This window comes from Streptomyces sp. NPDC006529 (genome assembly GCF_040611795.1).
In the GTDB taxonomy this organism is placed as follows: domain Bacteria; phylum Actinomycetota; class Actinomycetes; order Streptomycetales; family Streptomycetaceae; genus Streptomyces.
Window position 1 is genome coordinate 66,009 of record NZ_JBEXPB010000019.1, and the last position, 22,208, is coordinate 88,216.

Genomic DNA, 22,208 nt, shown 5'->3' on the forward strand with positions numbered 1-22,208 from the left:
CCACGTGTAAGAGGGTGCTGAATTGTCACGGCGCCACCGCCAGGTGGCGACAAACGCTCGTCAGGCTCAGGCCTGGTGCTTCAGGATGTAGTCGGCGGCGTCGCCGACCGTCTTGAGGTTCTTGACGTCCTCGTCCGGGATCTTGACCTCGAAGCGCTCTTCGGCGGCGACGACGACCTCGACCATGGACAGGGAGTCGACGTCCAGGTCGTCGGTGAAGGACTTGTCGAGCTGAACGTCCTCCTGCGGGATCCCGGCGATCTCGTTGACGATCTCCGCGAGACCTTCGAGGATTTCTTCCTGCGTGGCGGCCATGTGGCGCTCCTTCTTGGGTAGCTAACTCTGGTGGTGAGGGACGGGAACGATCCCGCGCCCTAGGGGAGGGTAACGACCGTTGCTGCGTAGACGAGTCCCGCCCCGAAGCCGATGACGAGCGCGGTGTCGCCGCTCTTCGCCGCCCCGGTCGCCAGGAGCCGCTCCATCGCGAGCGGGATCGAGGCGGCCGAGGTGTTGCCGGTGGTCTCGATGTCACGGGCGACCGTGACGTGTTCCGGCAGCTTCAGAGTCTTCACCATCGAGTCGATGATCCGCATGTTCGCCTGGTGCGGGATGAAGACGTCCAGGTCCTCCGCGGTGATCCCGGCCGCGTCGAGCGCCTGCTGGGCCACCTTGGCCATCTCGAAGACGGCCCAGCGGAAGACCGCCTGACCCTCCTGCGTGATGGCCGGGAACTTCTCTCCGCCGTCCTTGCCGAGCCACTCGTCCCACGGCACGGTCTGCTTGATCGTGTCGGACTTGTCGCCCTCCGAACCCCACACGGTGGGGCCGATGGCCGGCTCGTCGGAGGGGCCGATGACCACGGCGCCCGCTCCGTCACCGAACAGGAAGGCCGTCGCGCGGTCCTCCAGGTCGGTCAGATCGGAGAGCCGCTCGACACCGATGACCAGCACGTACTGCGCCGAGCCCTCGACGACCAGGCCCTTGGCCAGGGTCAGGCCGTAGCCGAAGCCGGCGCAGCCCGCGGAGATGTCGAACGCGGCGGGCTTGCCCGCGCCGATCCGGTGCGCGATCTCGGTCGCCACGGCCGGAGTCTGCTTGAAGTGCGAGACCGTCGAGACGATCACGGCGCCGATCTGCTCCGGCGAGACGCCGGCGTCGGCCAGCGCCTTGCCCGAGGCCTCCACCGACATGGCGGCGACGGTCTCCTGTGGCGAGGCCCAGTGCCGGGTCGCGATGCCGGAGCGCGAGCGGATCCACTCGTCGGACGAGTCGATCGTCTCCAGGATCACCTCGTTGGAGACGACCCGGGTCGGGCGGTAGCCGCCGACACCGAGGATGCGCGCGTACGGGGAACCCTGTGCAGGTTTGATCTTCGACATGCTGTGTGGGCTCCTTCTCTCAGGCCGCGTGCTCAGCGATGAGCGCGGCGGCCTTTTCGAGATCGTCGGGCGTCTTCAGTGCCACGGTCGGTACGCCCTTGAGGGCGCGCTTGGCCAGCCCCGTCAGGGTGCCGCCCGGGCACAGCTCGATGATCCCGGTGACGCCGAGGCCGGCGAACGTCTCCATGCACAGGTCCCAGCGGACCGGGTTGGCGACCTGTCCGACCAGGCGGGCGACGACGTCGGCGCCCGTGGTGACGATCTGTCCGTCCTTGTTGGACACGTACGTCAGCGCCGGGTCGGCCGGGGTGAGGGCCTGCGCGGCCTTCTCCAGGGTGACGACCGCGGGAGCCATGTGGTGCGTGTGGAAGGCGCCCGCGACCTTGAGGGCGACGACCTTCATGGTGCCTTCGGGCTTGTCGGCCACCAGGGCGTCGATCTGCTCCATGGTGCCCGCGGCCACGATCTGGCCCGCCCCGTTGATGTTGGCCGGGGTCAGGCCCAGCGAGGCCAGGTGCGCGACGACCACGTCCGGGTCGCCGCCGAGCACGGCGGCCATGCCGGTCTCGGTGACCGCGGCGGCCTCCGCCATGCCCAGCCCGCGGGTGCGGACGAAGGACAGCGCCTCGGCCTCGCTCAGCACGCCGGCGAACGCGGCGGCGGTGATCTCGCCGACGCTGTGACCGGCGACCGCGCCGAACGCGGCCGGGGAACCCAGCGCGGTGGCCGACAGCAGACCCGCCGCCACCAGCAGCGGCTGGGCCACGGCGGTGTCGCGGATCTCGTCCGCGTCGGCCTTGGTGCCGTAGTGGGCAAGGTCGAGCTCGATGGCGTCCGACCAGGCGGCGACGCGGTCAGCGGCGCCGGGGAGGTCGAGCCAGGAAGTCAGGAAGCCGGGCGTCTGAGCGCCTTGGCCGGGAGCGACGAGTACGAGCACCCTCACACTCTCTCTTGATTCGGGCCTGCGCCGCCCGTGGGGACAGGGACGAAGAACCGTCGGGGTAATTGTTGATGTCCGACAAAAGTCTAGGACGGCTGTTCGCCCTCGGCCAGACGCCCCAGGATCAGGGCGATGCGCAGCGTGAACGCGGAGCGCACGTCCGAGGGCGACCAGCCGGTGACGTCGGTCACACGTCGCAGCCGGTACCGCACCGTATTCGGGTGCACGAACAGCATCCGGGCCGCGCCTTCGAGACTGCTCGCCTGCTCCAGGTAGACGCTCAGCGTCTCCAGCAGAGCCGAACCGGCCTCCTCGAGCGGTCTGTAGATCTCCTCCACCAACTGCTCGCGCGCGGAGGGGTCGGAGGCGATCGCGCGCTCCGGGAGGAGATCATCCGCGAGGACCGGCCGCGGCGCGTCCTGCCACGCCGTGCACGCTTTCAGCCCGGCCGCCGCCGCCTGCGCCGACTTCGTCGCGTTCAGCAGGTCCGAGACCACCGGACCGGCCACCACCGGGCCCGCCGCGAACGGCCCGATCAGGGACTTGGCGACCTGCATCGGGTTGTCGCTGCCGCCCGCGATCACGACGAGCCGGTCGCCGAGCACCCCGGTGAGCACCTGGAGCTTGTGGTGCCGGGCGGCCCGCCGGATCGCCTCGACCGTCAGCTCGCTGTCGCCCTCGGGGGCGGTGCCCAGCACCACGCACACGTGGTCGGGGGAGCTCCAGCCGAGCGCCGCGGCCCGGGACAGCGCGCCCTCGTCCGCCTCGCCGGACAGCACCGCGTTGACCACGAGGGACTCCAGCCGGGCGTCCCACGCGCCGCGCGCCTCCGCGGCCTGCGCGTACACCTGGGCGGTCGCGAAGGCGATCTCCCGCGCGTAGACGAGCAGCGCCTCGCGCAGGATCGACTCGTCGCCGGGAGCGGCCACCTCCTCGATGGCCGTCTCCATCACCTCGATCGTCGTACGCACCATCTCGACGGTCTGGCGCAGGGTGATCGCCCGGGTCAGCTCGCGCGGAGCCGTCCCGAAGACGTCCGTGGAGATCGCCTGCGGGGTCTCCGGGTGGCGGAACCACTCGGTGAAGGCGGCGATGCCCGCCTGCGCGACCAGGCCGATCCAGGAGCGGTTCTCCGGGGGCATCGCCCGGTACCAGGACAGCGTCTCGTCCATGCGGGCGATCGCGTTGGCGGCGAGACGTCCGGAGGACTTCTCCAGCCGGCGCAGTGTCGCGGCATGCGGATGGGCCGGGTGGACCTGGTGGGCGGGGTGCGGAGGATGCGCGGGGAGCTGCTCACGTTCGGGTGGGGGCACGTGACAAGACTGCCCTATGCCGACCCCGGCGCGGCGTCCCGGGTCGGCGGCCAGGTCCGCCGGCGGTGCCCGGCCGGGCGGCTACGGTGGCCTGCATGATGGAAGTACGTCGTGCCACGGACCGGTACCCGGGCGGGGACGGAGCGGCCGGGATCAGCACCCGGCACGCCTTCTCCTTCGGGAGTTCCTACGATCCGGACAACGTCGGGTTCGGCCCCGTCCGGGCCTGCAACGAGGAATCCCTCGCCCCCGGAGCGGGCTTCGAGGAGCACGCGCACCGGCACACCGAGATCGTCACCTGGGTGACCGAGGGCGAGCTGACCCACCGCGACAGCACCGGCCGCTCCACCGTCGTGCGGCCCGGGGACGTCCAGCGGCTCAGCGCGGGCGACGGCGTCCGTCACGTCGAGCGCAACGACGGGCCGGTCCCGCTCCGTTTCGTCCAGATGTGGCTGGCCCCGCGGCACGCACTCGACGGGTCGGACCATCCCGCCGCCGCGGCGGAGGCCTCCTACGAGGTCGTGCGGGCGGTGGCGGACGACGCGCCCTACGAGGTCCCCGCGGCCGGTGCGGTGCTGCGGGTGCGCAGGCCCGGCGCGGGCGAGCGGGTCCCCGTACCGGCCGCGCCGCGCGTGTACCTGCACGTCGTGCGCGGGGACCTGCGGCTCGACGGGGCGGCCGGGGCGGACGGGCCGGAGGAGGCCGACGGGGACGCGCCCGGGGTCGAGCTGGGTCCGGGGGACTCGGTGCGGATCAGCGGCGCGCACGGCCTGCAGATCGTCGCCGGCTCCCCGGGGGAACTGCTCCTGTGGGAGCTGCCGTAGCGCGTGCGGGGCGGGTCCCGCTGAGGGGCCCCGCTCAGCCGTGGCGGCCGGCGAGGGAGCCGACCAGCCCGTCGAGCGGGCCGCCGCCCGGATCGGCGGCCCGGTCGCGGATCTCCGGCAGCCGGCGGTAGAGGGCGGTGCCCGGGCACTCCGTGGAGAACGCGTCGCGGTGCCCGGAGATCCGCTCGAAGCGTGCCCGGTGCCCGGCGCGGAACTTCCCGTTGTCGAGGCCGGAGGTCAGGGTGACGCTGCCCCGGGGGTCGTACCCGTACCGGCCCAGCTTCCAGGCCGCGAGCCGCGCCACCGCGCTCATCGCGGCGTCGGAGGGCTCCTGGGAGGAGTACTCGCCGATGACCGCGACGCCCATCGTGTCCGTGTTGAAGCCGAGGGTGTGGGCGCCGGTCACCGGCCGGTCGGCGCCGCCGCGGCGGCCCTCGAAGACGGTGCCGCACTTGTCGACGACGAAGTTGTAGCCGAGGTCCTTCCAGCCGTTGGTGCGCACGTGCAGCGTCTGCAGGCCGCGCATCAGGGCCGCCGAGTCGGTGCAGTCGTAGGCGTTGGTCTGCGCGGTGTGGTGCACGAAGACGGCCTTGACGTCCTTGCCGTACACCGGGTCGTTTCCCGGCTGCTCCCGCGCGCCCCACGCGGAGCGGGAGACGACCTCGGGCCGGTCGGCGTGCTCGCGGCGGACGCCGGGGGCCGCCGCGTAGGCGGCCGGTACGGCGCCGGCCGCCGCCGGGTCCGCCCCCTCCGGCGGGTCCGCGCCGGGGTCGACCAGCTCCAGCCGCAGCCCGGCGGGCAGCGGCCCGCCGCGCCCGGCGACCCGGACCTCGACCCCGTCGGAGGGCCCGGCCCACAGCGGCTCGGAGACCCCGCGCGCGCCCTCGCCCCGCTCCGTGCCCAGGACCGTCCAGGGCGACCAGACTCCGGTCCCCGCGGATCTGGTGCGGACCCGGATCACCCCGTCGAGGGACCGGTCAGGCTCGTCCCAGGAGACGGCCAGCATGCTGAACCCGGCGGTGTCCGCCTCCTCGAAGGAGGCGCCGGAACCGTTCACCCGCAGGGGTTGGGTGCGCAGCGCCGCGCCCGGCGCCCCCCGGACGGCGAGCAGGGCGACGATGCCGGTGGTGAGGGCGGCGGTGGCGGCCGACACCACGATGCTGCGGGTGCGCACCCGGTTCTCCCCGATGATCAACGGTGATGGGAACCGGAATCTACCGATGTGAGGGGGCCCGGACCGGGACGTGCGCCACGGCAATCGGGTCGGATGGGTGCATAGCCCCCGCCGGTGTCACCCGCCCGGCACCACGGTCGAACGCGCTTTCGCTTCTCGCTGCTTCCGGCCGCTGCCGGTCACTTCCCGCCGGCCAGCGCGGCGAGGACGCCGTCGGTGAAGGGCGGCCACGCCTGCACCGCCCACGGCCCGAAGGGCCGGTCGGTCAGCGCCACACAGGCCGCGCGCGCGTCCGGGTCCACCCACAGGAAGGTGCCGGCCTGCCCGAAGTGCCCGAAGGTGCGGGGGGAGGAGGTGGCGCCCGTCCAGTGCGGGGACTTCCCGTCGCGGATCTCCAGGCCCAGGCCCCAGTCGTTGGGGGACTGGTGACCGTAACCGGGCAGCACGCCCTTGAGGCCGGGGTGTACCACCGAGGTGGCCTCGGCGACCGTGCGGACGTCCAGCAGCCGGGGGGCCATCAGCTCGGCGGCGAAGCGGGAGAGGTCGGCGACGGTGGAGACGCCGTCCTTGGCGGGGGAGCCGTCCAGGGTGGTCGCGTCCATGCCGAGCGGCTCCAGCACCGCCTGGTGCAGGTACTCGGCGAAGGCGATGCCGGTGGCCTTGGTGATGTGGTCGCCGAGCACCTCGAAACCGGCGTTGGAGTACAGGCGCCGCTCCCCGGGCGGGGCCATCGCGCGGTGCTCGTCGAAGGCGAGTCCACTGGTGTGCGCGAGCAGGTGGCGCACGGTGGAACCCTCGGGTCCGGCCGGCTCGTCCAGCTCGATCGCCCCCTCCTCGTACGCGACGAGCGCGGCGTACGCGGCGAGGGGCTTGGTGACGGAGGCCAGCGGGAAGCGGTGGCCGACCGGGCCGTGGGTTCCCGCGAGGGTCCCGTCGGCGCGTACGACGGCCGCCGCGGCGGTCGGTACCGGCCAGGTGTCGATGATCCGCAGGCTCTCCATGATCTCCGTGCTCTCCATGCGGTCGAGCCTACTTGCTTGGAGTGCACTCAAGGGTTTTAGCGTGGGGGCATGAGCCTGACGCAGACGCGGTACACGATCAGCGAGGTCGAGGCCCGGACCGGTCTGACCCAGCACACCTTGCGCTGGTACGAACGGATCGGCCTGATGCCGCACGTGGACCGCTCGCACTCGGGCCAGCGCCGCTTCAGCGACAAGGACCTCGACTGGCTGGCCTTCGTGGGCAAGCTGCGCGCCACCGGGATGTCGGTGGCGGACATGGTCCGGTACGCGGAGCTGGTGCGCGAGGGCCGGCACACCGTCGAGGAGCGGCGGGAGCTGCTGGAACGCACGCGGCGCGAGGTCCGGGCACGGATCGACGAACTGACGGACGCGCTGGCGGTACTGGACTTCAAGATCGGTTTTTACGCGGAGACGAAGCGGTGCACGGACGGCGCAAACACCGCGGCCACGCACGGGGAACAGGGGAAGGCACACTCATGACGCACACCATCACGGACAGGATCGACCAGGTCGAGCTGGGCAAGGGCGGCCCGCTGGTCGGCATACAGGGCCTCGGCTGCATGGGCATCAGCGAGTTCTACGGCGACACGGACGAGGCCGCGGCCCGCGACACCCTGGACGCGGCGCTGGAGGCCGGGGTCACCCTCTTCGACACGGCCGACGCGTACGGGCGGGGGCGCAACGAGGAGTTCCTCGCGCCGTTCCTCGCGGCGCACCGGGACGAGGTCACGCTGGCCACGAAGTTCGCCTTCGAGCGCACCGACGACCCGCAGTACCGGGGCGTGCGCAACGACGCGCCGTACGTCCGCCAGGCCGTCGAGGCGAGCCTGCGGCGGCTCGGGGTGGACGTCATCGACCTCTACTACATGCACCGGCGCGACCCGCAGGTGCCGTTCGCGGAGTCCGTCGGCGCGATGGCGGAACTGGTCGCCGAGGGCAAGGTCCGCCACCTGGGCCTGAGCGAGGTCACGGGCGCCGAGCTGCGCGAGGCGTACGCGGTGCACCCGATCGCCGCGCTCCAGTCGGAGTGGTCCCTGTTCAGCCGGGACGTGGAGCAGAGCGCGGTGGGCGCGGCGGCGGAGCTGGGCGTGGCCTTCGTGCCGTACTCCCCGCTCGGGCGCGGCTTCCTGACCGGGGCGTTCGCGGACGCGGGCGCGGAGCTGTCGGAGGGCGACTTCCGGCGCCACCAGCCGCGGTTCAACGGCGCCAACGCGAAGGCCAACGCCGCCCTGCTGGAGCCGGTGCGCGCGGTCGCGGCGGCGCACGGGGCCACCCCGGCGCAGATCGCGCTGGCCTGGGTCCAGCAGCGCTCGGCGGTCCACGGCCTCGCGGTCGTCCCGATCCCGGGCACCCGCAAGCGCAGCCGCCTCGCGGAGAACGCGGCGGCGACCCGCATCACCCTGACCCCGGCCGACCTCGCCCTCCTGGACCCGATCGCCGCCCACGTCGCGGGCGACCGCTACCCGGACATGAGCTCCACCTCGAAGGCCCGCGAGGCCTGACACCGGCCCCCGGCCGTGACACCACCCAGCCCCGGGGGCATGTCCAGCCCGTCCGGCGTTTGAGGACACCCCCCGACCCGGGCGCCATCCGGCTCCCGGGCCAGGGGCATCTTCAGCCCGTCCGGCGTTCGAGGACGTGCGCGCCGCAGGCGCGGGGGCCCCGCGCAGCGGTCCGGCACGGCCCCCGGTGGCCGGGGCCCCCGCTACGACCCGGCGGCGAAACGATCCCGCAGCGCCGCGTACTCCGCATCGGTCAGCAGCCCGGCCCCGTGCAGCTCCCCCAGGTGCCGCATCCGGTCGGGCTCACGCGCCCCGCCCACCCCGCCGGCCATCGCCCCCACGGCCACCGGAGTCCGCCCCCGTACCGCCGCCAGCACCGCGGCGGCGAAAGGCAGGGACTCGTGCACCCCGCCGTACCCCGTGGCGAACACCACCGCCGCCGGATCGTGCTCCGGAGCCGGGACCTCCTCGCCGTCGTCGCGCGAGCGGAGCCGCAGGTGGCCGCCGGGCCGCTCGGGGGAATGCCATTCGACCCCCGTCAGCTCCGCCAGCGGGTAATGCCGGTCGCCGGCCTTCCACTTGGCGCTGGAGGCCCCGGTGCGGGACCAGCGCAGGCCCACCCCGCTCTCGTCGAGGGTCGCCCGGCCGTCGTACGCCTTGAGGTGCAGCGGCGGCTTCGGCGCCTCGACCAGGAAGCGCGGCGCCGGTTCGGCCGGGTCCGGCCCGAGCCGGGCGCGCAGCGCGTCGGCCAGCGCGAGGGCCAGCGGCGCCCGGTCGGCCGGCAGCACCAGCCGGTACGGATCGCAGATGTCCTTCAGCTGTCCCGCGGCGGCCTCCATCAGCGGATCGGCCCCGGGCCGCGGCACGGCACGCAGCACCACCGTCTCCCGCTTCCCCGCGGTCACGGTCACGCTCACCTCGGACAACGCCTCGTGGGGAATGCGTCTCTGCCCCAGCGCATGCCAAAGGCGCGGCATGCGCAGTGCGGACATCCCCCGTTCGAAGCGGATGAGCACCGAGTCCGAGTCGAACTCCCAGACGGCATGGTTTCCGGCCAGTACGTCACCCATGCGGCTCATCGTAAAGGGCGGCAGGCCTGCGCGTCCCCTGACCGCGAGGGTCGTTTTCCGGCCCTCTCCGTGCGTCAGTCCTCTTCCGGGCCGGAAATTCCCCGTCGGCAGGAGTCGTCCCCGTCCGCGCAGACAGCGGAAGCGTAGGCACCGGTTGCGATGCGCGCGAAGTTCTCCAGCGAGCCGGTCCCCGGCTCGAAGTAGCCGGTGTGGCTCTTCGCCCCGGCCGCCGAGAGACGGCGCGCCCCGAACTCCGGGGACACCGGATCGGCCCCGTGCCCGAGCCCGCCCAGCTCCAGGTGCGGTACGTCCGCGATCCAGTCCCCGGAGTCCCGCATCGCCCACACCCGGGCCGAGGTGTTCAGCTGGGCGGCGTTCTCCACGCGCATGCCGGGACTGCCCGAGACCACCACGTCGGTCACCCGGCGCGGCAGGCCGTGGGCGGCGACCCCGCACACCACCGACCCGTAGCTGTGGCAGAACAGCGTCACGGACGCGTCCCCGGGCAGCGCCGAGGCCAGGGCCGCCAGCCGTACGGCGCCCTGCGCGGCCAGCCGCCCGGTGGCCGCGTCCACGCCGAGCCCGGTGGGGGAGACGTAGCCGGCCCAGGCGATGACGGCGGTCCTGGTGTTCGGAGCCGCCGCGCGCTCGGCCTCGTAGAGGGATTCGGCCATGCCGACCGGGGCGCTGTAGCGGCGCTGCGACCGCTCGAAGGTGAGCAGGTCCGTGTCGACGCCGGGGACGATCACCGAGACGCGCCGCGCCCGGTCCAGGTCGCCGAAGACCTCGGCGACCAGGCCGTCGCCGGTCGGGTCGAAGACGAGGATCTGCCGCGCCGGGTCGGCCAGGGACTCCAGCCGGTGCAGCCGCCGGCCGGCCTGGTCCCGGTCGGCCGGGGTGAGCGCCACGTCCTGGGCCCGGACCGCCTCGGTGCGGGCCGCCTGGCCCAGGGCGCGCCGGTTGGCCCGAAACCGCGTCCGGGCGGGTACCCCGTCGAGGTTGCCGACGACCAGCGGATAGCTGTCGGCCAGCCGGTCGCGTTCGGGTCCGTCGAGTTCGGAGAAGAAGCGCGCGACGGTGCGTATGGGGGCGTCGGCGGACGGGACGGGACGGCCGCCGATCCGGGCCGCGGACCAGGAGGCGAGGGCCGCCCGGCGGGCCGAGACGGCTTCCTCCGGCCGGTGCACGGCCGTCCAGCCGGTGGTCGCCAGCATGACGAAGACCACCAGGAGCGCGAGCACGGCGTGCAGCGCGCCGGGGCTGGGGGAGGTGGCGGGGGAGGCAGGGCCGTGCAGGCCGGACAGGTTCACTGAGGGATAGCGTAGGAGACCTTTTCCGGCCGCGGCACGCCGGGTGACGGGCGTCACGGGCCCGTCCCCGCGGCCGTCACCTACAGGCGCCGAACCGTTCCGTTCCGGTACGAACAGGGCGGCTGCGGGTCAGTGCCAGTCGGCGGCCAGCGCCGGGCCGATCTGGTCGAGGTAGTCCTCGGTCATCCGGCGGATCGCGGCCACGCTGGTGTCCTCGCCCCGGCCCCACAGCCGCCCGGTCACCCGCATCACCCCGGAGAACGCCGCCACCGCGATCCGGGGCCGCGGATCGGTGTCCACGTCGAGCCCTTCGCGCGCCGCGATCAGCCGGGCGATCCGCTCCTCCAGCTCGGTGGAGCGGCGCAGATGGACGGCGAGCAGCGCGGGCGTGGACTCGATCAGCCGGTAGGACCGCATGTGCAGCTCGACCGGGACCACCTCGCCGATCGCCTCCTCGATGGTGTCCCACGCGCCGAGCACGGCGTTGCGCATGGCCGCCAGCGGACCCTCGGCGGCCGGGCGGGCCTCCAGCGCGGCCACGAAGTGGGACTCCACCAGGTCCTGGACGGCGAAGGCGACCTCTTCCTTGTTGGCGAAGTAGCGGAAGAAGGTGCGCTGGGAGACCTCGACGGCGTCGGTGATCTCGTCGACGGTCGTCTCCTCGTACCCCTGCGTGGTGAAGAGCACGAGGGAGGAGCGCAGCAGGGCGTCCCGGGTGCGGCGCTTCTTGCGTTCGCGCAGCCCGGCGGGGGCCCCCGGCAGGGGCGCGGGCGGCGCGGGCGGTGCCGCCGGTGCGCCGGGCCGCTGGTCGGTCATCACCGAGGGGGTCCTCTTTCGGGCTGCGGGGGCGGGGTGGGCGGTCAGGCTACCTGTGACCGACCTGACAGTTGCCGTCGTGTTAAGCCGTTTGTGAAGTGTCAGTCGCTGTCACTAGCCTGTCCGCATGACTAGTCAGATCAGCCTCGACAAGCAGCTGTCCGACCAGGACGGCGCGCCGGGACCGGCCTCCCGGCTGCGCGGGCATCCCTGGCTGACCCTCTTCGCCGTCGCGATCGGCGTCATGATGGTCACCCTCGACGGCACGATCGTCGCGGTCGCCAACCCCGCCATCACCGACGACCTCCACGCCACCCTCGCCGAGGTGCAGTGGATCACCAACGGCTACCTGCTGGCCCTCGCGGTCTCCCTGATCACCGCGGGCAAGCTCGGCGACCGCTTCGGCCACCGCCAGACCTTCCTCATAGGCATCGCCGGCTTCGCCGCGTCCTCCGCCGCGATCGGCCTCTCCTCCAGCGTCGAGCTGGTCATCGGCTTCCGCGTCGCGCAGGGCGTCTTCGGCGCGCTGCTGATGCCCGCCGCCCTCGGCCTGCTGCGGGCCACCTTCCCCGCCGAGAAGCTGAACATGGCCATCGGTATCTGGGGCATGGTCATCGGCGCCTCGACCGCCGCCGGACCCATCGTCGGCGGTCTGCTCGTCGAGCACGTCAACTGGCAGTCCGTCTTCTTCATCAACGTGCCCGTCGGTATCGTCGCGCTCGGCTTCGGCCTGTTCATCCTGCTCGACCACCGCGCCGAGAACGCCCCGCGCTCCTTCGACGTCCTGGGCATCCTGCTGCTGTCCGCCGCGATGTTCTCCCTGATCTGGTCGCTGATCAAGGCCTCCGAATGGGGCTGGGGCGACAGCAAGACCCTGCTCTTCCTCGCCGGGTCCGTGCTCTGCTTCGCGCTCTTCGCCTTCTGGGAGACCCGGGTCGCCGAGCCGCTGATCCCGCTCGGGATGTTCCGCTCGGTGCCGCTGTCCGCGGGCACCGTCCTCATGGTCCTGATGGCCTTCGCCTTCATGGGCGGCCTCTTCTTCGTCACCTTCTACCTGCAGAACGTGCACGGCATGAGCCCCGTCGACAGCGGTCTGCACCTGCTGCCGCTCACCGGCATGATGATCGTCGGCTCGCCGCTCGCGGGCCTCGCCATCACCAAGGTCGGCCCGCGCCTCCCGCTCGTCGCGGGCATGGTCGCCACCGCCGCCGCCTGCTTCGGGATGTCGCAGCTGACCCCGCACACCGGCACCGTCACCATGTCCGTCTGGTTCGCCCTCATGGGCCTCGGCCTCGCGCCCGTCATGGTCGGCGCCACCGAGGTCATCGTCGGCAACGCCCCGCTGGAACTCTCCGGCGTGGCCGGCGGCCTCCAGCAGGCCGCCATGCAGGTCGGCGGCAGCCTCGGCACCGCCGTCCTCGGCGCCGTCATGGCCAACAAGGTGTCCTCCTCCTTCATGGACAACTGGACCGCGGCGCAGCTGCCGCCGATGACCCCCGAGCAGGCGGAACTGGCCACGAGCGCCGCCACGGTCGGCGTCGCCCCCGTCCCCGAGGGCGCCCCGGCGCCCCTCGCGAAGGCCATCAGCACCGTCGCCCATGACACCTTCGTGTCAGGCATGAGCACCGCCTTCGTCGTCGCCGGCGTGGTGGCCGTGCTCGCCGCGGTGGTCGCGGGCTTCACCCGGCGCGGGGAGAACGCCGCCGCGGGCGCGGGCGCGGCCCACATCTGACCCGCGCCGACCGCCCAGGCCCCCCTCGGCCGCCCCGCCGCGGAGGCGTCAACTCCGGGGCGCCACAGCCCCGCCGGACCCGTCCGGCGGGGCTGTCGCCTATCCGGATGGACCGCCCCGCCGGGTCTTCCGCCCGACCGTCTTCGCAGGTCAGCGTGGTGTCAGCGGCACTCGCGACGGACCGCCGGCCCACCGGGCCACCCGTACGAGTGCCCTGTGACCACAAGGAGTTGACCCGTCATGCGTACGAGTTCCACTGTGCTCGCCGCCGTGTTCCTGGCCGCCACCACCCTGCTGCCCGGCGCCGCCTCCGCCGCCCACGCCGCGGGGCCGCCGCCGCTCGGGGCCTGCGCCACCGGGCAGCTGTGCTTCTGGGCGAAGCCCGACTTCAAGGGCACGAAGCAGATCCACGAACTGACCGAGATCACCACCAACGACTGCGTCTCCCTGCCGCCGGGCAAGGCCGCGCAGGCCCTCGCCAACCGCACCGGCCGGCCGGTGACCACCTACCAGTCCGCCGAGTGCGCCGAGACCGGGGAGTTCCAGACCTACCCCGGTGACGGCACCTGGCTGCCCCAGTCCCCCTACCAGGTGAGGGCGTTCAAGGTGTGGGAGCGATAGCCGCAGTGGCGGGCGCGGCCGCCGGTACGTCGGCCCCCGCGCCCGCCGGTACGCCGGCCCCCGCGCCCGGCCCCGCCCCGCCGAGCCGGGCGACCTCGGCGCGCAGGGCCCGTACCTCCTCGGCCAGTTCCGTCAGCGCCGCGGCCTGGAGCCGGTCCGCCTGGTCGTCGCGGTCGAACCGGGAGATGAACCAGGCCGCGATGTTCGCCGTCACCACACCCAGCAGCGCGATCCCGGACAGCATCAGACCCACCGCGACCAGCCGGCCGAGGCCCGTGGTGGGGGAGTGGTCGCCGTAGCCCACGGTGGTCATCGTGGTGAAGGACCACCACACCGCGTCCCCGAGGTTCTTGATGTTCCCCTTCGGGGCGTCGCGCTCCACGCTCAGCACGGCCAGCGAGCCGAACATCAGCAGCCCCACCACCGCCCCCGCGACATAGGTGGTCAGCCGGACCTGCGGAGCCATCCGGGCCCGCCGCCCCACCAGCAGCAGCGTGGACACCAGCCGCAGCAGCCGCAGCGGCTGGATCATCGGCAGCAGCACCGCCGCCAGGTCCAGCCAGTGCGTCCGCACGAACAGCCGCCGGTCGGCCGCCAGGGCCAGCCGCACCGCGTAGTCCCCGGCGAAGACGCCCCAGACCACCCATTCGGTCAGCAGGCACGCCTCGTGCACCGACCGGTCCGCGTCCGGGGCGATGATCGGAACGGCGTACGCGACGCCGAAGGCCATGGCGCACACGAGCAGGGGGAGCTGGGTGCGCCGCTCCCAGCGGGACTGCGCGGACTGAACCTTCATGCCCGGCATCGTAGGGAAAGACGGCGGGGCGCCGGGAACCGAAGTCCCCGGCGCCCCGCCGGAAGAAGAGCGCCCGACGCCTACGCGTCGCCGCCCGCGGCGCCCGGATCGGCCGCCGTGACGTCCAGCAGCTGGTACCGGTCGATGGCCTGCTTGAGCACCGAACGGTCGATCTTCCCCGCCTTGGCCAGCTCGGTCAGCGTCGCCAGGACCACCGACTGGGCGTCGATGTGGAAGAAGCGCCGGGCCGCGCCGCGCGTGTCGGCGAAGCCGAAGCCGTCCGCGCCCAGCGAGGTGTACGCGCCGGGCACCCAGCGCGCGATCTGGTCCGGGACCGCCCGCATCCAGTCCGAGACCGCCACGAACGGCCCCTCGGCGCCGGACAGCTTGCGCGTCACGTACGGGACGCGCTGCTCCTCCTCCGGGTGGAGCAGGTTGTGCGTCTCCACCTCGACCGCGTCGCGGCGCAGCTCGTTCCAGGAGGTCGCCGACCAGACGTCCGCCCGGACGTTCCACTCGGCGGCCAGGATCCGCTGCGCCTCCAGCGCCCACGGCACCGCCACGCCCGAGGCCATGAGCTGCGCCGCAACGGCGCCGTCCGTGCCCCGGGAGACCCGGTGGATGCCCTTGAGGATGCCGTCCACGTCGACGTCCGCCGGTTCGGCCGGGTGCTGGATCGGCTCGTTGTAGACGGTCAGGTAGTAGAAGACGTCCTCGGCCTCGGGCCCGTACATGCGCCGCAGGCCGTCCCGGACGATGTGCGCGATCTCGTACCCGTAGGCCGGGTCGTAGGCGACGCAGCCCGGGTTGGTCGAGGCGAGCAGCTGGGAGTGACCGTCGGCGTGCTGGAGGCCCTCACCCGTGAGGGTGGTCCGGCCGGCCGTCGCGCCGAGCACGAAACCGCGCGCGAGCTGGTCGGCCATCTGCCAGAACTGGTCACCGGTGCGCTGGAAACCGAACATCGAGTAGAAGACGTAGACCGGGATCAGCGGCTCGCCGTGCGTCGCGTACGCCGAACCCGCGGCGATCAGCGAGGCCGTGCAGCCCGCCTCCGAGATGCCGTCGTGCAGCATCTGGCCGGTCGGGGACTCCTTGTACGCGAGCAGCAGGTCGCGGTCGACCGCCTCGTACTGCTGGCCCAGCGGGTTGTAGATCTTGGCGCTGGGGAAGAACGCGTCCATGCCGAAGGTGCGGTACTCGTCGGGCGCGATCAGCACGAACCGCCGGCCGATCTCCTTGTCCCGCATCAGGTCCTTCAGGATGCGGACGAAGGCCATGGTGGTGGCGATCGACTGCTGGCCCGAGCCCTTCTTGGCGGCCGCGTACGCCGCGTCGCCCGGCAGCTCCAGCGGCTTGGCGCGCACCACGCGGGTCGGCACGTAGCCGCCGAGCGCGCTGCGGCGGTCGTGCATGTACTGGATCTCGGGGGAGTTGCGGCCCGGGTGGTAGTACGGCGGGGCGCCGCCCTCCAGCTGGGCGTCCGTGATCGGGATGTGCAGCCGGTCGCGGAAGCGCTTGAGGTCGTCGACCGTCAGCTTCTTCATCTGGTGCGTCGCGTTGCGGCCCTCGAAGTTCGGGCCGAGGGTCCAGCCCTTGACCGTCTGGGCGAGGATCACCGTCGGCTGGCCCTTGTGCGCCTTGGCCGCCGCGTAGGCCGCGTAGACCTTCTTGTGGTCGTGGCCGCCGCGGCCCAGGTGCTGGATCTGCTGGTCGGACATGTTCTCGACCATCGCGCGCAGCCGCTGGTCCCCGCCGAAGAAGTGCTCGCGGACGTAGGCGCCGGACTCGGTCGCGTACGTCTGGAACTGCCCGTCCGGCGTGGAGTTCATCTTGTTGACCAGGATGCCGTCGCGGTCCTGGGCCAGCAGCGGGTCCCAGGAGCGGTCCCAGATCAGCTTGATGACGTTCCACCCGGCGCCCCGGAACTGCGACTCCAGCTCCTGGATGATCTTGCCGTTGCCGCGGACCGGGCCGTCGAGGCGCTGGAGGTTGCAGTTCACGACGAAGGTCAGGTTGTCCAGGCCCTCGCGGGCGGCGATGGACAGCTGGCCCAGCGACTCCGGCTCGTCCATCTCGCCGTCGCCGAGATACGCCCAAACGTGGGACTTTGAGGTGTCCGCGATCCCGCGCGCCTCCATGTACCGGTTCATCCGGGCCTGGTAGATCGCGCCGAGGGGGCCGAGGCCCATCGAGACGGTCGGGAACTCCCAGAAGTCCGGCATCAGCCGCGGGTGCGGGTAGCTGGAGAGACCGTGGGGGGCCTTCGACTTCTCCTGGCGGAACGCGTCGAGCTGCTGCTCGGAGAGCCGGTCCAGGAGGTAGGCGCGGGCGTAGATGCCCGGGGAGGCGTGGCCCTGGAAGAAGATCTGGTCGCCGCCGTCACCCTCGTCCTTGCCCCGGAAGAAGTGGTTGAAGCCCACGTCGTAGAGGGAGGCGGAGGAGGCGAAGGTCGCGATGTGGCCGCCGACCCCGATGCCCGGGCGCTGGGCGCGGGAGACCATCACGGCCGCGTTCCAGCGGGTGGCGTTCAGGACCTTGCGCTCGATCTCCTCGTTGCCGGGGAAGAAGGGCTCGTCCTTGGTCGCGATGGTGTTGACGTAGTCCGAGCTGCGCATCTCGGGCACGGCCACGCGCTTCTCGCGGGCCCGCTCGATCAGCCGCAGCATCAGGTAGCGGGCACGCTCGCGGCCCCGCTCGTCGACGGCTGAGTCGAGGGAGTCGAGCCACTCCTGAGTCTCCTCCGGATCGAAGTCCGGGACCTGACTCGGCAGGCCGCCAATGATGATCGGGTTGCGATCGGATGCGGAAGCCACGCTGTTCCTTCGCTGTCGGGGGAGTCGTGCCTGGGTCGCCGGCTCCCATCGTCTACCGCCGGGCCGAAATCGTCATCTGTACCGCTGGGTAACCGCTGGAATATCAGGCCACACTCAAGGAGCGGGGAGCGGGTCCGGCCAAATCGCAACCTTACGCCCACCCCGTTCAACGGGTTCGTAAGCGCGTTCGTCCCCGCACGCGTGCGAAAGTCCTCTCGCGCGCCGAATGCGGCCCCGTGGTGTGGGATGAATCACGAGGGGTTCGCGCGGGCAGGCTTAAAGTTGCGGCGAGACGGCCGCAATCGTCACCGTTTCGACGGTCTCGGCCACCGGGTACTTGCGCGATCCGCCGCGTCCGTGTGGACTACGCCCAATGCTGCGCGTACGCGCGCCGCCGAAGACATTCACCGATACATGAGCAGGAGGCACCCCGTGAGCGCGACCGCGGACCACGCGGAGACCAGTCTGGTTTCCAGGCTGGGTTTCGAGTCCGAACAGGTGGTCCAGGAGATCGGCTACGACGACGACGTCGATCAGGAATTCCGTGAGGCCGTAGAGGATCACATCGGCAGCGACCTCGTCGACGAGGAGTACGACGACGTCGCCGATGCGGTGCTGCTCTGGTTCCGGGACGAAGACGGCGATCTGACGGACACGCTGGTCGACTCCATCAACTTGGTGGAGGACGGCGCACTGATCCTGCTGCTGACCCCCAAGACCGGTCGTCCCGGTTACGTCGAGGCCAGCGACATCAGCGAGGCCGCCCAGACGGCGGGCCTGGCGCAGACCAAGAGCGTCAGCGTCGGCAAGGAGTGGGCCGCCAGCAAGCTGGTGACCCCCAAGGCCGCCAAGTCCAAGCGCTAGCCACGCGCCCAGACAAGTGGAGGAACCCCGCCGGCCCCAGCCGGCGGGGTTTCTGCCGTCCACGGCCCGGCGCATACGGTCCTGCCGGGCCCTCCCCTAGGCTGGGCCCACCCGAACGGCTCAACGAAGGGATACGAGAGATGGCGATCGAGGTCGGCACCAAGGCCCCGGACTTCGTACTGAAGGACAATCACGGCGCCACCGTGCGGCTCGCCGATTTCCGCGGCGAGAAGGCCGTGGTCCTGCTCTTCTACCCCTTCGCCTTCACCGGCGTCTGCACGGGCGAGCTGTGCGAGCTGCGCGACCAGCTGCCGCGCTTCCAGAACGACGACGTGCAGCTGCTGGCGGTCTCCAACGACTCCGTCCCGACCCTGCGCGTCTTCGGGGAGCAGGAGGGGCTGGAGTACCCGCTGCTCTCCGACTTCTGGCCGCACGGCGAGACCTCCCGCGCCTACGGCGTCTTCGACGAGGAGAAGGGCTGCGCGGTCCGCGGCACCTTCATCATCGACAAGGACGGCATCGTGCGCTGGAGCGTCGTCAACGGGCTGCCCGACGCGCGTGACCTGAACGAGTACATCAAGGCGCTCGACAGCATCTGAGGGCCGCCCGACACGCGCCCACCGCACGTTTCCGTACGAAAACCCCGTTCCGGGCGGGAACCCGTCACTAGGATCGAAACGTTGATCCGGTAGCAACCGCACGTACGGGGCTCCGCCCCACACGAAACCAATGGAGGACCCGTGGGAGTCAGCCTCAGCAAGGGCGGCAACGTCTCGCTGACCAAGGCCGCACCGAACCTGACGGCGGTCATCGTCGGTCTGGGCTGGGACGCTCGCACCACCACCGGGGTCGACTTCGACCTCGACGCCAGCGCGATCCTGACCAACGACCAGGGCAAGGTCGCCAGCGACGCCAACTTCGTGTTCTTCAACAACCTGAAGAGCCCCGACGGCTCGGTCGAGCACACCGGTGACAACACCACCGGTGAGGGCGAGGGTGACGACGAGGCCATCAAGGTCAACCTCGCCGGCGTCCCGGCCGATGTCGCGAAGATCGTCTTCCCCGTCTCGATCTACGAGGCCGAGGCCCGCCAGCAGAGCTTCGGCCAGGTCCGCAACGCGTACATCCGCGTCGTGAACCAGGCCGACAACAGCGAGCTGGCCCGCTACGACCTCTCCGAGGACGCCTCGACCGAGACCGCCATGGTCTTCGGCGAGCTCTACCGCAACGGCGCGGAGTGGAAGTTCCGTGCCATCGGCCAGGGCTACGCCTCGGGCCTGCGCGGCATCGCGCAGGACTTCGGCGTCAACGTCTGACGCGAGCGTCCGACCTCGGCCCGGGCCGCGCCCGGGCGCCGAGAGCAGTTCACCGTCCGGCGCCGTGCACAGTCGTGTACGGCGCCGGATGTTCTTCATCGGCGTACCGTCGCCGGCACATCTCCGGGGAGGACCACATCATGGGCGTCACACTCGCCAAGGGGGGCAATGTCTCCCTCTCCAAGGCCGCACCGAACCTGACCCGGCTGCTGATCGGTCTGGGCTGGGACGCGCGCTCGACCACCGGCGCGGACTTCGACCTCGACGCCAGCGCGCTGCTGTGCGCGGGCGGCCGGGTGCTCGGCGACGAGTACTTCGTCTTCTACAACAACCTGAAGAGCCCCGAGGGATCCGTCGAACACACGGGGGACAACCTCACCGGTGAGGGTGAGGGCGACGACGAGTCGGTCCTGATCGACCTCACCAAGGTCCCGGCGTCCTGCGACAAGATCGTCTTCCCGGTGTCCATCCACGACGCCGACGCCCGCGGCCAGTCCTTCGGCCAGGTCACCAACGCCTTCATCCGCGTCGTGAACCAGGCGGACGGCCAGGAGCTGGCGCGCTACGACCTCTCCGAGGACGCCTCCAGCGAAACCGCGATGATCTTCGGCGAGGTCTACCGCTACGGCGCCGAATGGAAGTTCAGGGCCGTGGGGCAGGGGTACGCGTCGGGACTGCGGGGCATCGCTCTAGACTTCGGGGTCAACGTTTCGTAAAGCCGTACAAGACGATGGGGTGCCCGTGGTTCTGAAAACCTTCGGCTGGTCGTTCGCGATTACCGCGCTCGGCCTGGCCGCGGCGGTTCTCTACGGGGGGTGGACCGCGTTCGGGATCGTCGCGATCCTGTCCATCCTGGAGATCTCGCTGTCCTTCGACAATGCGGTGGTCAACGCCGGAATCCTGAAGAAGATGAATGCCTTCTGGCAGAAGATCTTCCTCACGGTCGGCGTCCTCATCGCCGTGTTCGGCATGCGCCTGGTCTTCCCCGTCGTGATCGTGGCGATCACTGCCAAGATCGGGCCCATCGAGGCCGTCGATCTCGCGATGACCGACAAGAACCAGTACCAGCAGCTGGTCACCGACGCCCACCCGGCCATCGCGGCCTTCGGCGGCATGTTCCTGCTGATGATCTTCCTCGACTTCATCTTCGAGGACCGGGACATCAAGTGGCTCGCCTGGCTCGAGCGTCCCCTCGCCAAGCTCGGCAAGATCGACATGCTGTCCGCCTGCCTCGCGCTGATCGCCCTGCTGATCACGTCGTTCACCTTCGCCGCCCACGCCCACCAGCACGGCGGCGCGCACGTGGACAAGGCGCAGACCGTGCTCATCTCCGGCATCGCCGGCCTGATCACGTACATGATCGTCGGCGGTCTCTCCGGCTACTTCGAGAACAAGCTCGAAGAGGAGGAAGAGGCCGAGCACGAGGCGGAGGAAGCCGCCAAGAAGAGCGGCAGCCCCGTCTCGGCGGTCGTCATGGCCGGCAAGGCCGCGTTCTTCATGTTCCTCTACCTGGAGGTCCTGGACGCGTCGTTCTCCTTCGACGGGGTCATCGGCGCCTTCGCGATCACCAACGACATCGTGCTCATGGCCCTCGGCCTCGGCATCGGTGCCATGTACGTGCGTTCGCTGACGGTCTACCTGGTCCGCCAGGGCACCCTCGACGACTACGTCTACCTGGAGCACGGCGCGCACTACGCCATCGGCGCGCTCGCCGTCATCCTGCTCGTCACCATCCAGTACGAGATCCACGAGGTCATCACCGGCCTCGTCGGCGTGCTGCTGATCGCCTGGTCCTTCTGGTCCTCGGTCCGCCGCAACAAGCGCCTGGCGCTCCAGGAGTCCGCACTCGAGGAGTCCGCCGCCCAGGCATGATCGCGGCGGTAATGCGGAACGCTCAACTGCGGGGCGGCGCGGGGTTTCCCACGCCGCCCCGTCCCGCGTGTGCGAACCCAGGGGGGATGGACATGGGCTTCATCGATTTCTTCGACGGTCTCAGGGGCGCCCGCGCCTCGCAGTTCCAGTCGGGCAGCGCGTCGTCCAACGCGATCGAGCTGACGAAACGGCACCCCACGGTGTCGCTCACCAAACAGGGGGCGGTCCACGGCAACCTCCGCGTCAACCTGTCCTGGCGGATGCGGACCTCCGACTTCGGCGGCCGCTCCGGCACGGGCGGCGGGCTGCTGCGCCACCCGTTCAAGCTCTTCAAACCGGACATGGTGCAGGCGCACACGCAGGGCGTGGTCAACGTGGACCTCGACCTCGGCTGCCTGTACGAGCTGACCGACGGCACGCGGGGGGCCGTCCAGCCCCTGGGCAACCTGCTCGGGGACATCAACGACCCGCCGTACGTCAAGCTCAGCGGCGACGACCGGTTCGGTTCGGCCTCCGGCGAGACGCTCTACGTCAACCTCGACCACGCCGACGAGATCAAGCGGCTGCTGCTCTTCGTCTACATCTACGACCAGACCCCCGCCTTCGACCGCACGCACGCCATGGTGACCCTCTTCCCGGTCACCGGACCGCGGATAGAGATCCCGCTGGAGGAGCGCCACCCGCAGGCGCGCTCCTGCGCGGTGGTCACCCTGGAGAAGGTCAAGGGCGAACTCGTCGTGCGGCGCGAGGTCAAGTTCGTCTACGGGTTCCAGGCCGAGCTGGACCGGCTGTACGGCTGGGGGCTCCAGTGGGGCCGGGGCTACAAGAGCAAGGCGTGAGCGCG

The 22,208-nt window shown here is 71.4% G+C and carries 22 protein-coding genes; 11 read left to right on the plus strand and 11 right to left on the minus strand.

Annotated elements, in window-relative coordinates; translation table 11 throughout:
* Nucleotides 1–66: 66 nt before the first annotated feature.
* From ABZY31_RS16060 to ABZY31_RS16075, 4 genes are all read right to left on the minus strand, one after another.
* Nucleotides 67–315: an acyl carrier protein gene (locus ABZY31_RS16060; RefSeq protein WP_150519766.1), complete on the minus strand. Its 249-nt coding sequence runs from the start codon at nt 313–315 to the stop codon at nt 67–69.
* Nucleotides 316–374: 59 nt separating this feature from the next.
* Complete coding sequence (locus ABZY31_RS16065; protein WP_356410171.1) at nt 375–1,379, minus strand: ketoacyl-ACP synthase III; 1,005 nt, start codon at nt 1,377–1,379, stop codon at nt 375–377.
* 19 nt (nt 1,380–1,398) lie between these two features.
* A complete protein-coding gene (locus ABZY31_RS16070; protein WP_356410174.1) occupies nt 1,399–2,316 on the minus strand; it encodes an ACP S-malonyltransferase in 918 nt (305 codons plus the stop codon).
* An 89-nt stretch (nt 2,317–2,405) separates the two neighbouring features.
* On the minus strand, nt 2,406–3,545 hold the full coding sequence (locus ABZY31_RS16075; protein ID WP_356410286.1) for a helix-turn-helix domain-containing protein: 1,140 nt from the start codon (nt 3,543–3,545) through the stop codon (nt 2,406–2,408).
* A 182-nt stretch (nt 3,546–3,727) separates the two neighbouring features.
* On the opposite strand from ABZY31_RS16075, the gene ABZY31_RS16080 reads away from it, so the two are divergent.
* Complete coding sequence (locus tag ABZY31_RS16080; RefSeq protein ID WP_356410177.1) at nt 3,728–4,456, plus strand: pirin family protein; 729 nt, start codon at nt 3,728–3,730, stop codon at nt 4,454–4,456.
* Nucleotides 4,457–4,490: 34 nt separating this feature from the next.
* Here the strand turns inward: ABZY31_RS16080 and ABZY31_RS16085 are convergent, their stop codons facing one another.
* Both ABZY31_RS16085 and ABZY31_RS16090 read right to left on the minus strand, forming a co-directional pair.
* Nucleotides 4,491–5,630 (minus strand): peptidoglycan recognition protein, encoded by a 1,140-nt coding sequence (locus tag ABZY31_RS16085; protein WP_356410180.1) that lies wholly within the window; start codon nt 5,628–5,630, stop codon nt 4,491–4,493.
* Nucleotides 5,631–5,809: 179 nt separating this feature from the next.
* Nucleotides 5,810–6,631, minus strand: coding sequence for a serine hydrolase domain-containing protein (locus ABZY31_RS16090; protein ID WP_356410289.1), 822 nt, complete (start codon nt 6,629–6,631; stop codon nt 5,810–5,812).
* A 69-nt stretch (nt 6,632–6,700) separates the two neighbouring features.
* Here ABZY31_RS16090 and ABZY31_RS16095 point away from each other — a divergent pair, with 69 nt between their 5' ends.
* Both ABZY31_RS16095 and ABZY31_RS16100 read left to right on the plus strand, forming a co-directional pair.
* Nucleotides 6,701–7,132, plus strand: a complete 432-nt coding sequence (locus ABZY31_RS16095) for a MerR family transcriptional regulator (protein WP_356410182.1) — start codon at nt 6,701–6,703, stop codon at nt 7,130–7,132.
* The gene (locus ABZY31_RS16100) at nt 7,129–8,154 is read left to right on the plus strand and encodes an aldo/keto reductase (RefSeq protein WP_356410185.1); all 1,026 of its coding nucleotides are present in this window, start codon (nt 7,129–7,131) and stop codon (nt 8,152–8,154) included. The genes ABZY31_RS16095 and ABZY31_RS16100 overlap by 4 nt, the downstream gene beginning before the upstream one ends.
* Nucleotides 8,155–8,357: 203 nt before the next feature.
* On the opposite strand, the gene ABZY31_RS16105 is transcribed toward ABZY31_RS16100, so the two are convergent.
* The 3 genes from ABZY31_RS16105 to ABZY31_RS16115 form a co-directional block, all read right to left on the minus strand.
* Nucleotides 8,358–9,224 carry a DUF4429 domain-containing protein gene (locus ABZY31_RS16105; protein WP_356410188.1) on the minus strand — a complete coding sequence of 289 codons (867 nt, stop codon included), beginning with the start codon at nt 9,222–9,224 and terminating at the stop codon, nt 8,358–8,360.
* Between the two features lie 74 nt (nt 9,225–9,298).
* Nucleotides 9,299–10,438, minus strand: coding sequence for an alpha/beta hydrolase (locus ABZY31_RS16110; RefSeq protein ID WP_356410292.1), 1,140 nt, complete (start codon nt 10,436–10,438; stop codon nt 9,299–9,301).
* A 225-nt stretch (nt 10,439–10,663) separates the two neighbouring features.
* Nucleotides 10,664–11,350: a TetR family transcriptional regulator gene (locus ABZY31_RS16115; protein ID WP_356410191.1), complete on the minus strand. Its 687-nt coding sequence runs from the start codon at nt 11,348–11,350 to the stop codon at nt 10,664–10,666.
* Nucleotides 11,351–11,477: 127 nt separating this feature from the next.
* Here ABZY31_RS16115 and ABZY31_RS16120 point away from each other — a divergent pair, with 127 nt between their 5' ends.
* Nucleotides 11,478–13,082, plus strand: a complete 1,605-nt coding sequence (locus tag ABZY31_RS16120) for an MFS transporter (RefSeq protein WP_356410194.1) — start codon at nt 11,478–11,480, stop codon at nt 13,080–13,082.
* Nucleotides 13,083–13,322: 240 nt separating this feature from the next.
* Nucleotides 13,323–13,703: a peptidase inhibitor family I36 protein gene (locus tag ABZY31_RS16125; RefSeq protein WP_356410197.1), complete on the plus strand. Its 381-nt coding sequence runs from the start codon at nt 13,323–13,325 to the stop codon at nt 13,701–13,703.
* On the opposite strand, the gene ABZY31_RS16130 is transcribed toward ABZY31_RS16125, so the two are convergent.
* Both ABZY31_RS16130 and aceE read right to left on the minus strand, forming a co-directional pair.
* On the minus strand, nt 13,684–14,499 hold the full coding sequence (locus ABZY31_RS16130; protein WP_356410200.1) for a potassium channel family protein: 816 nt from the start codon (nt 14,497–14,499) through the stop codon (nt 13,684–13,686). The two genes, ABZY31_RS16125 and ABZY31_RS16130, sit on opposite strands and share 20 nt — an antisense overlap.
* A gap of 80 nt (nt 14,500–14,579) precedes the next feature.
* Entirely contained in the window at nt 14,580–17,312 is a 2,733-nt protein-coding gene (gene aceE / locus ABZY31_RS16135; RefSeq protein WP_356410203.1) for a pyruvate dehydrogenase (acetyl-transferring), homodimeric type, read from the minus strand.
* Nucleotides 17,313–17,744: 432 nt separating this feature from the next.
* Here aceE and ABZY31_RS16140 point away from each other — a divergent pair, with 432 nt between their 5' ends.
* The 6 genes from ABZY31_RS16140 (at nt 17,745) to ABZY31_RS16165 (ending at nt 22,203) form a co-directional block, all read left to right on the plus strand.
* Nucleotides 17,745–18,176, plus strand: a complete 432-nt coding sequence (locus ABZY31_RS16140) for a DUF3052 domain-containing protein (RefSeq protein WP_356410295.1) — start codon at nt 17,745–17,747, stop codon at nt 18,174–18,176.
* A 140-nt stretch (nt 18,177–18,316) separates the two neighbouring features.
* Nucleotides 18,317–18,775 carry a peroxiredoxin gene (locus ABZY31_RS16145; protein WP_356410206.1) on the plus strand — a complete coding sequence of 153 codons (459 nt, stop codon included), beginning with the start codon at nt 18,317–18,319 and terminating at the stop codon, nt 18,773–18,775.
* 141 nt (nt 18,776–18,916) lie between these two features.
* The gene (locus tag ABZY31_RS16150) at nt 18,917–19,492 is read left to right on the plus strand and encodes a TerD family protein (RefSeq protein WP_356410209.1); all 576 of its coding nucleotides are present in this window, start codon (nt 18,917–18,919) and stop codon (nt 19,490–19,492) included.
* Nucleotides 19,493–19,632: 140 nt separating this feature from the next.
* On the plus strand, nt 19,633–20,208 hold the full coding sequence (locus ABZY31_RS16155) for a TerD family protein (RefSeq protein ID WP_356410212.1): 576 nt from the start codon (nt 19,633–19,635) through the stop codon (nt 20,206–20,208).
* Between the two features lie 25 nt (nt 20,209–20,233).
* Complete coding sequence (locus tag ABZY31_RS16160) at nt 20,234–21,364, plus strand: DUF475 domain-containing protein (protein ID WP_356410215.1); 1,131 nt, start codon at nt 20,234–20,236, stop codon at nt 21,362–21,364.
* Nucleotides 21,365–21,465: 101 nt separating this feature from the next.
* A complete protein-coding gene (locus ABZY31_RS16165; RefSeq protein ID WP_356410298.1) occupies nt 21,466–22,203 on the plus strand; it encodes a Tellurium resistance in 738 nt (245 codons plus the stop codon).
* Nucleotides 22,204–22,208 lie beyond the last annotated feature (5 nt).

Excerpts from the sequence above, each read along its gene's own strand:
- ABZY31_RS16065 (WP_356410171.1), bottom strand. The coding sequence starts at position 1,379 with ATGTCGAAGATCAAACCTGCACAGGGTTCCCCGTACGCGCGCATCCTC.
- ABZY31_RS16155 (WP_356410212.1), top strand. The coding sequence starts at position 19,633 with ATGGGCGTCACACTCGCCAAGGGGGGCAATGTCTCCCTCTCCAAGGCC.
- ABZY31_RS16115 (WP_356410191.1), bottom strand. The coding sequence starts at position 11,350 with ATGACCGACCAGCGGCCCGGCGCACCGGCGGCACCGCCCGCGCCGCCC.
- ABZY31_RS16120 (WP_356410194.1), top strand. The coding sequence starts at position 11,478 with ATGACTAGTCAGATCAGCCTCGACAAGCAGCTGTCCGACCAGGACGGC.
- ABZY31_RS16105 (WP_356410188.1), bottom strand. The coding sequence starts at position 9,224 with ATGGGTGACGTACTGGCCGGAAACCATGCCGTCTGGGAGTTCGACTCG.
- ABZY31_RS16090 (WP_356410289.1), bottom strand. The coding sequence starts at position 6,631 with ATGGAGAGCCTGCGGATCATCGACACCTGGCCGGTACCGACCGCCGCG.
- ABZY31_RS16095 (WP_356410182.1), top strand. The coding sequence starts at position 6,701 with ATGAGCCTGACGCAGACGCGGTACACGATCAGCGAGGTCGAGGCCCGG.
- ABZY31_RS16130 (WP_356410200.1), bottom strand. The coding sequence starts at position 14,499 with ATGAAGGTTCAGTCCGCGCAGTCCCGCTGGGAGCGGCGCACCCAGCTC.
- ABZY31_RS16110 (WP_356410292.1), bottom strand. The coding sequence starts at position 10,438 with ATGCTGGCGACCACCGGCTGGACGGCCGTGCACCGGCCGGAGGAAGCC.
- ABZY31_RS16100 (WP_356410185.1), top strand. The coding sequence starts at position 7,129 with ATGACGCACACCATCACGGACAGGATCGACCAGGTCGAGCTGGGCAAG.
- ABZY31_RS16080 (WP_356410177.1), top strand. The coding sequence starts at position 3,728 with ATGATGGAAGTACGTCGTGCCACGGACCGGTACCCGGGCGGGGACGGA.
- ABZY31_RS16125 (WP_356410197.1), top strand. The coding sequence starts at position 13,323 with ATGCGTACGAGTTCCACTGTGCTCGCCGCCGTGTTCCTGGCCGCCACC.
- ABZY31_RS16060 (WP_150519766.1), bottom strand. The coding sequence starts at position 315 with ATGGCCGCCACGCAGGAAGAAATCCTCGAAGGTCTCGCGGAGATCGTC.
- ABZY31_RS16145 (WP_356410206.1), top strand. The coding sequence starts at position 18,317 with ATGGCGATCGAGGTCGGCACCAAGGCCCCGGACTTCGTACTGAAGGAC.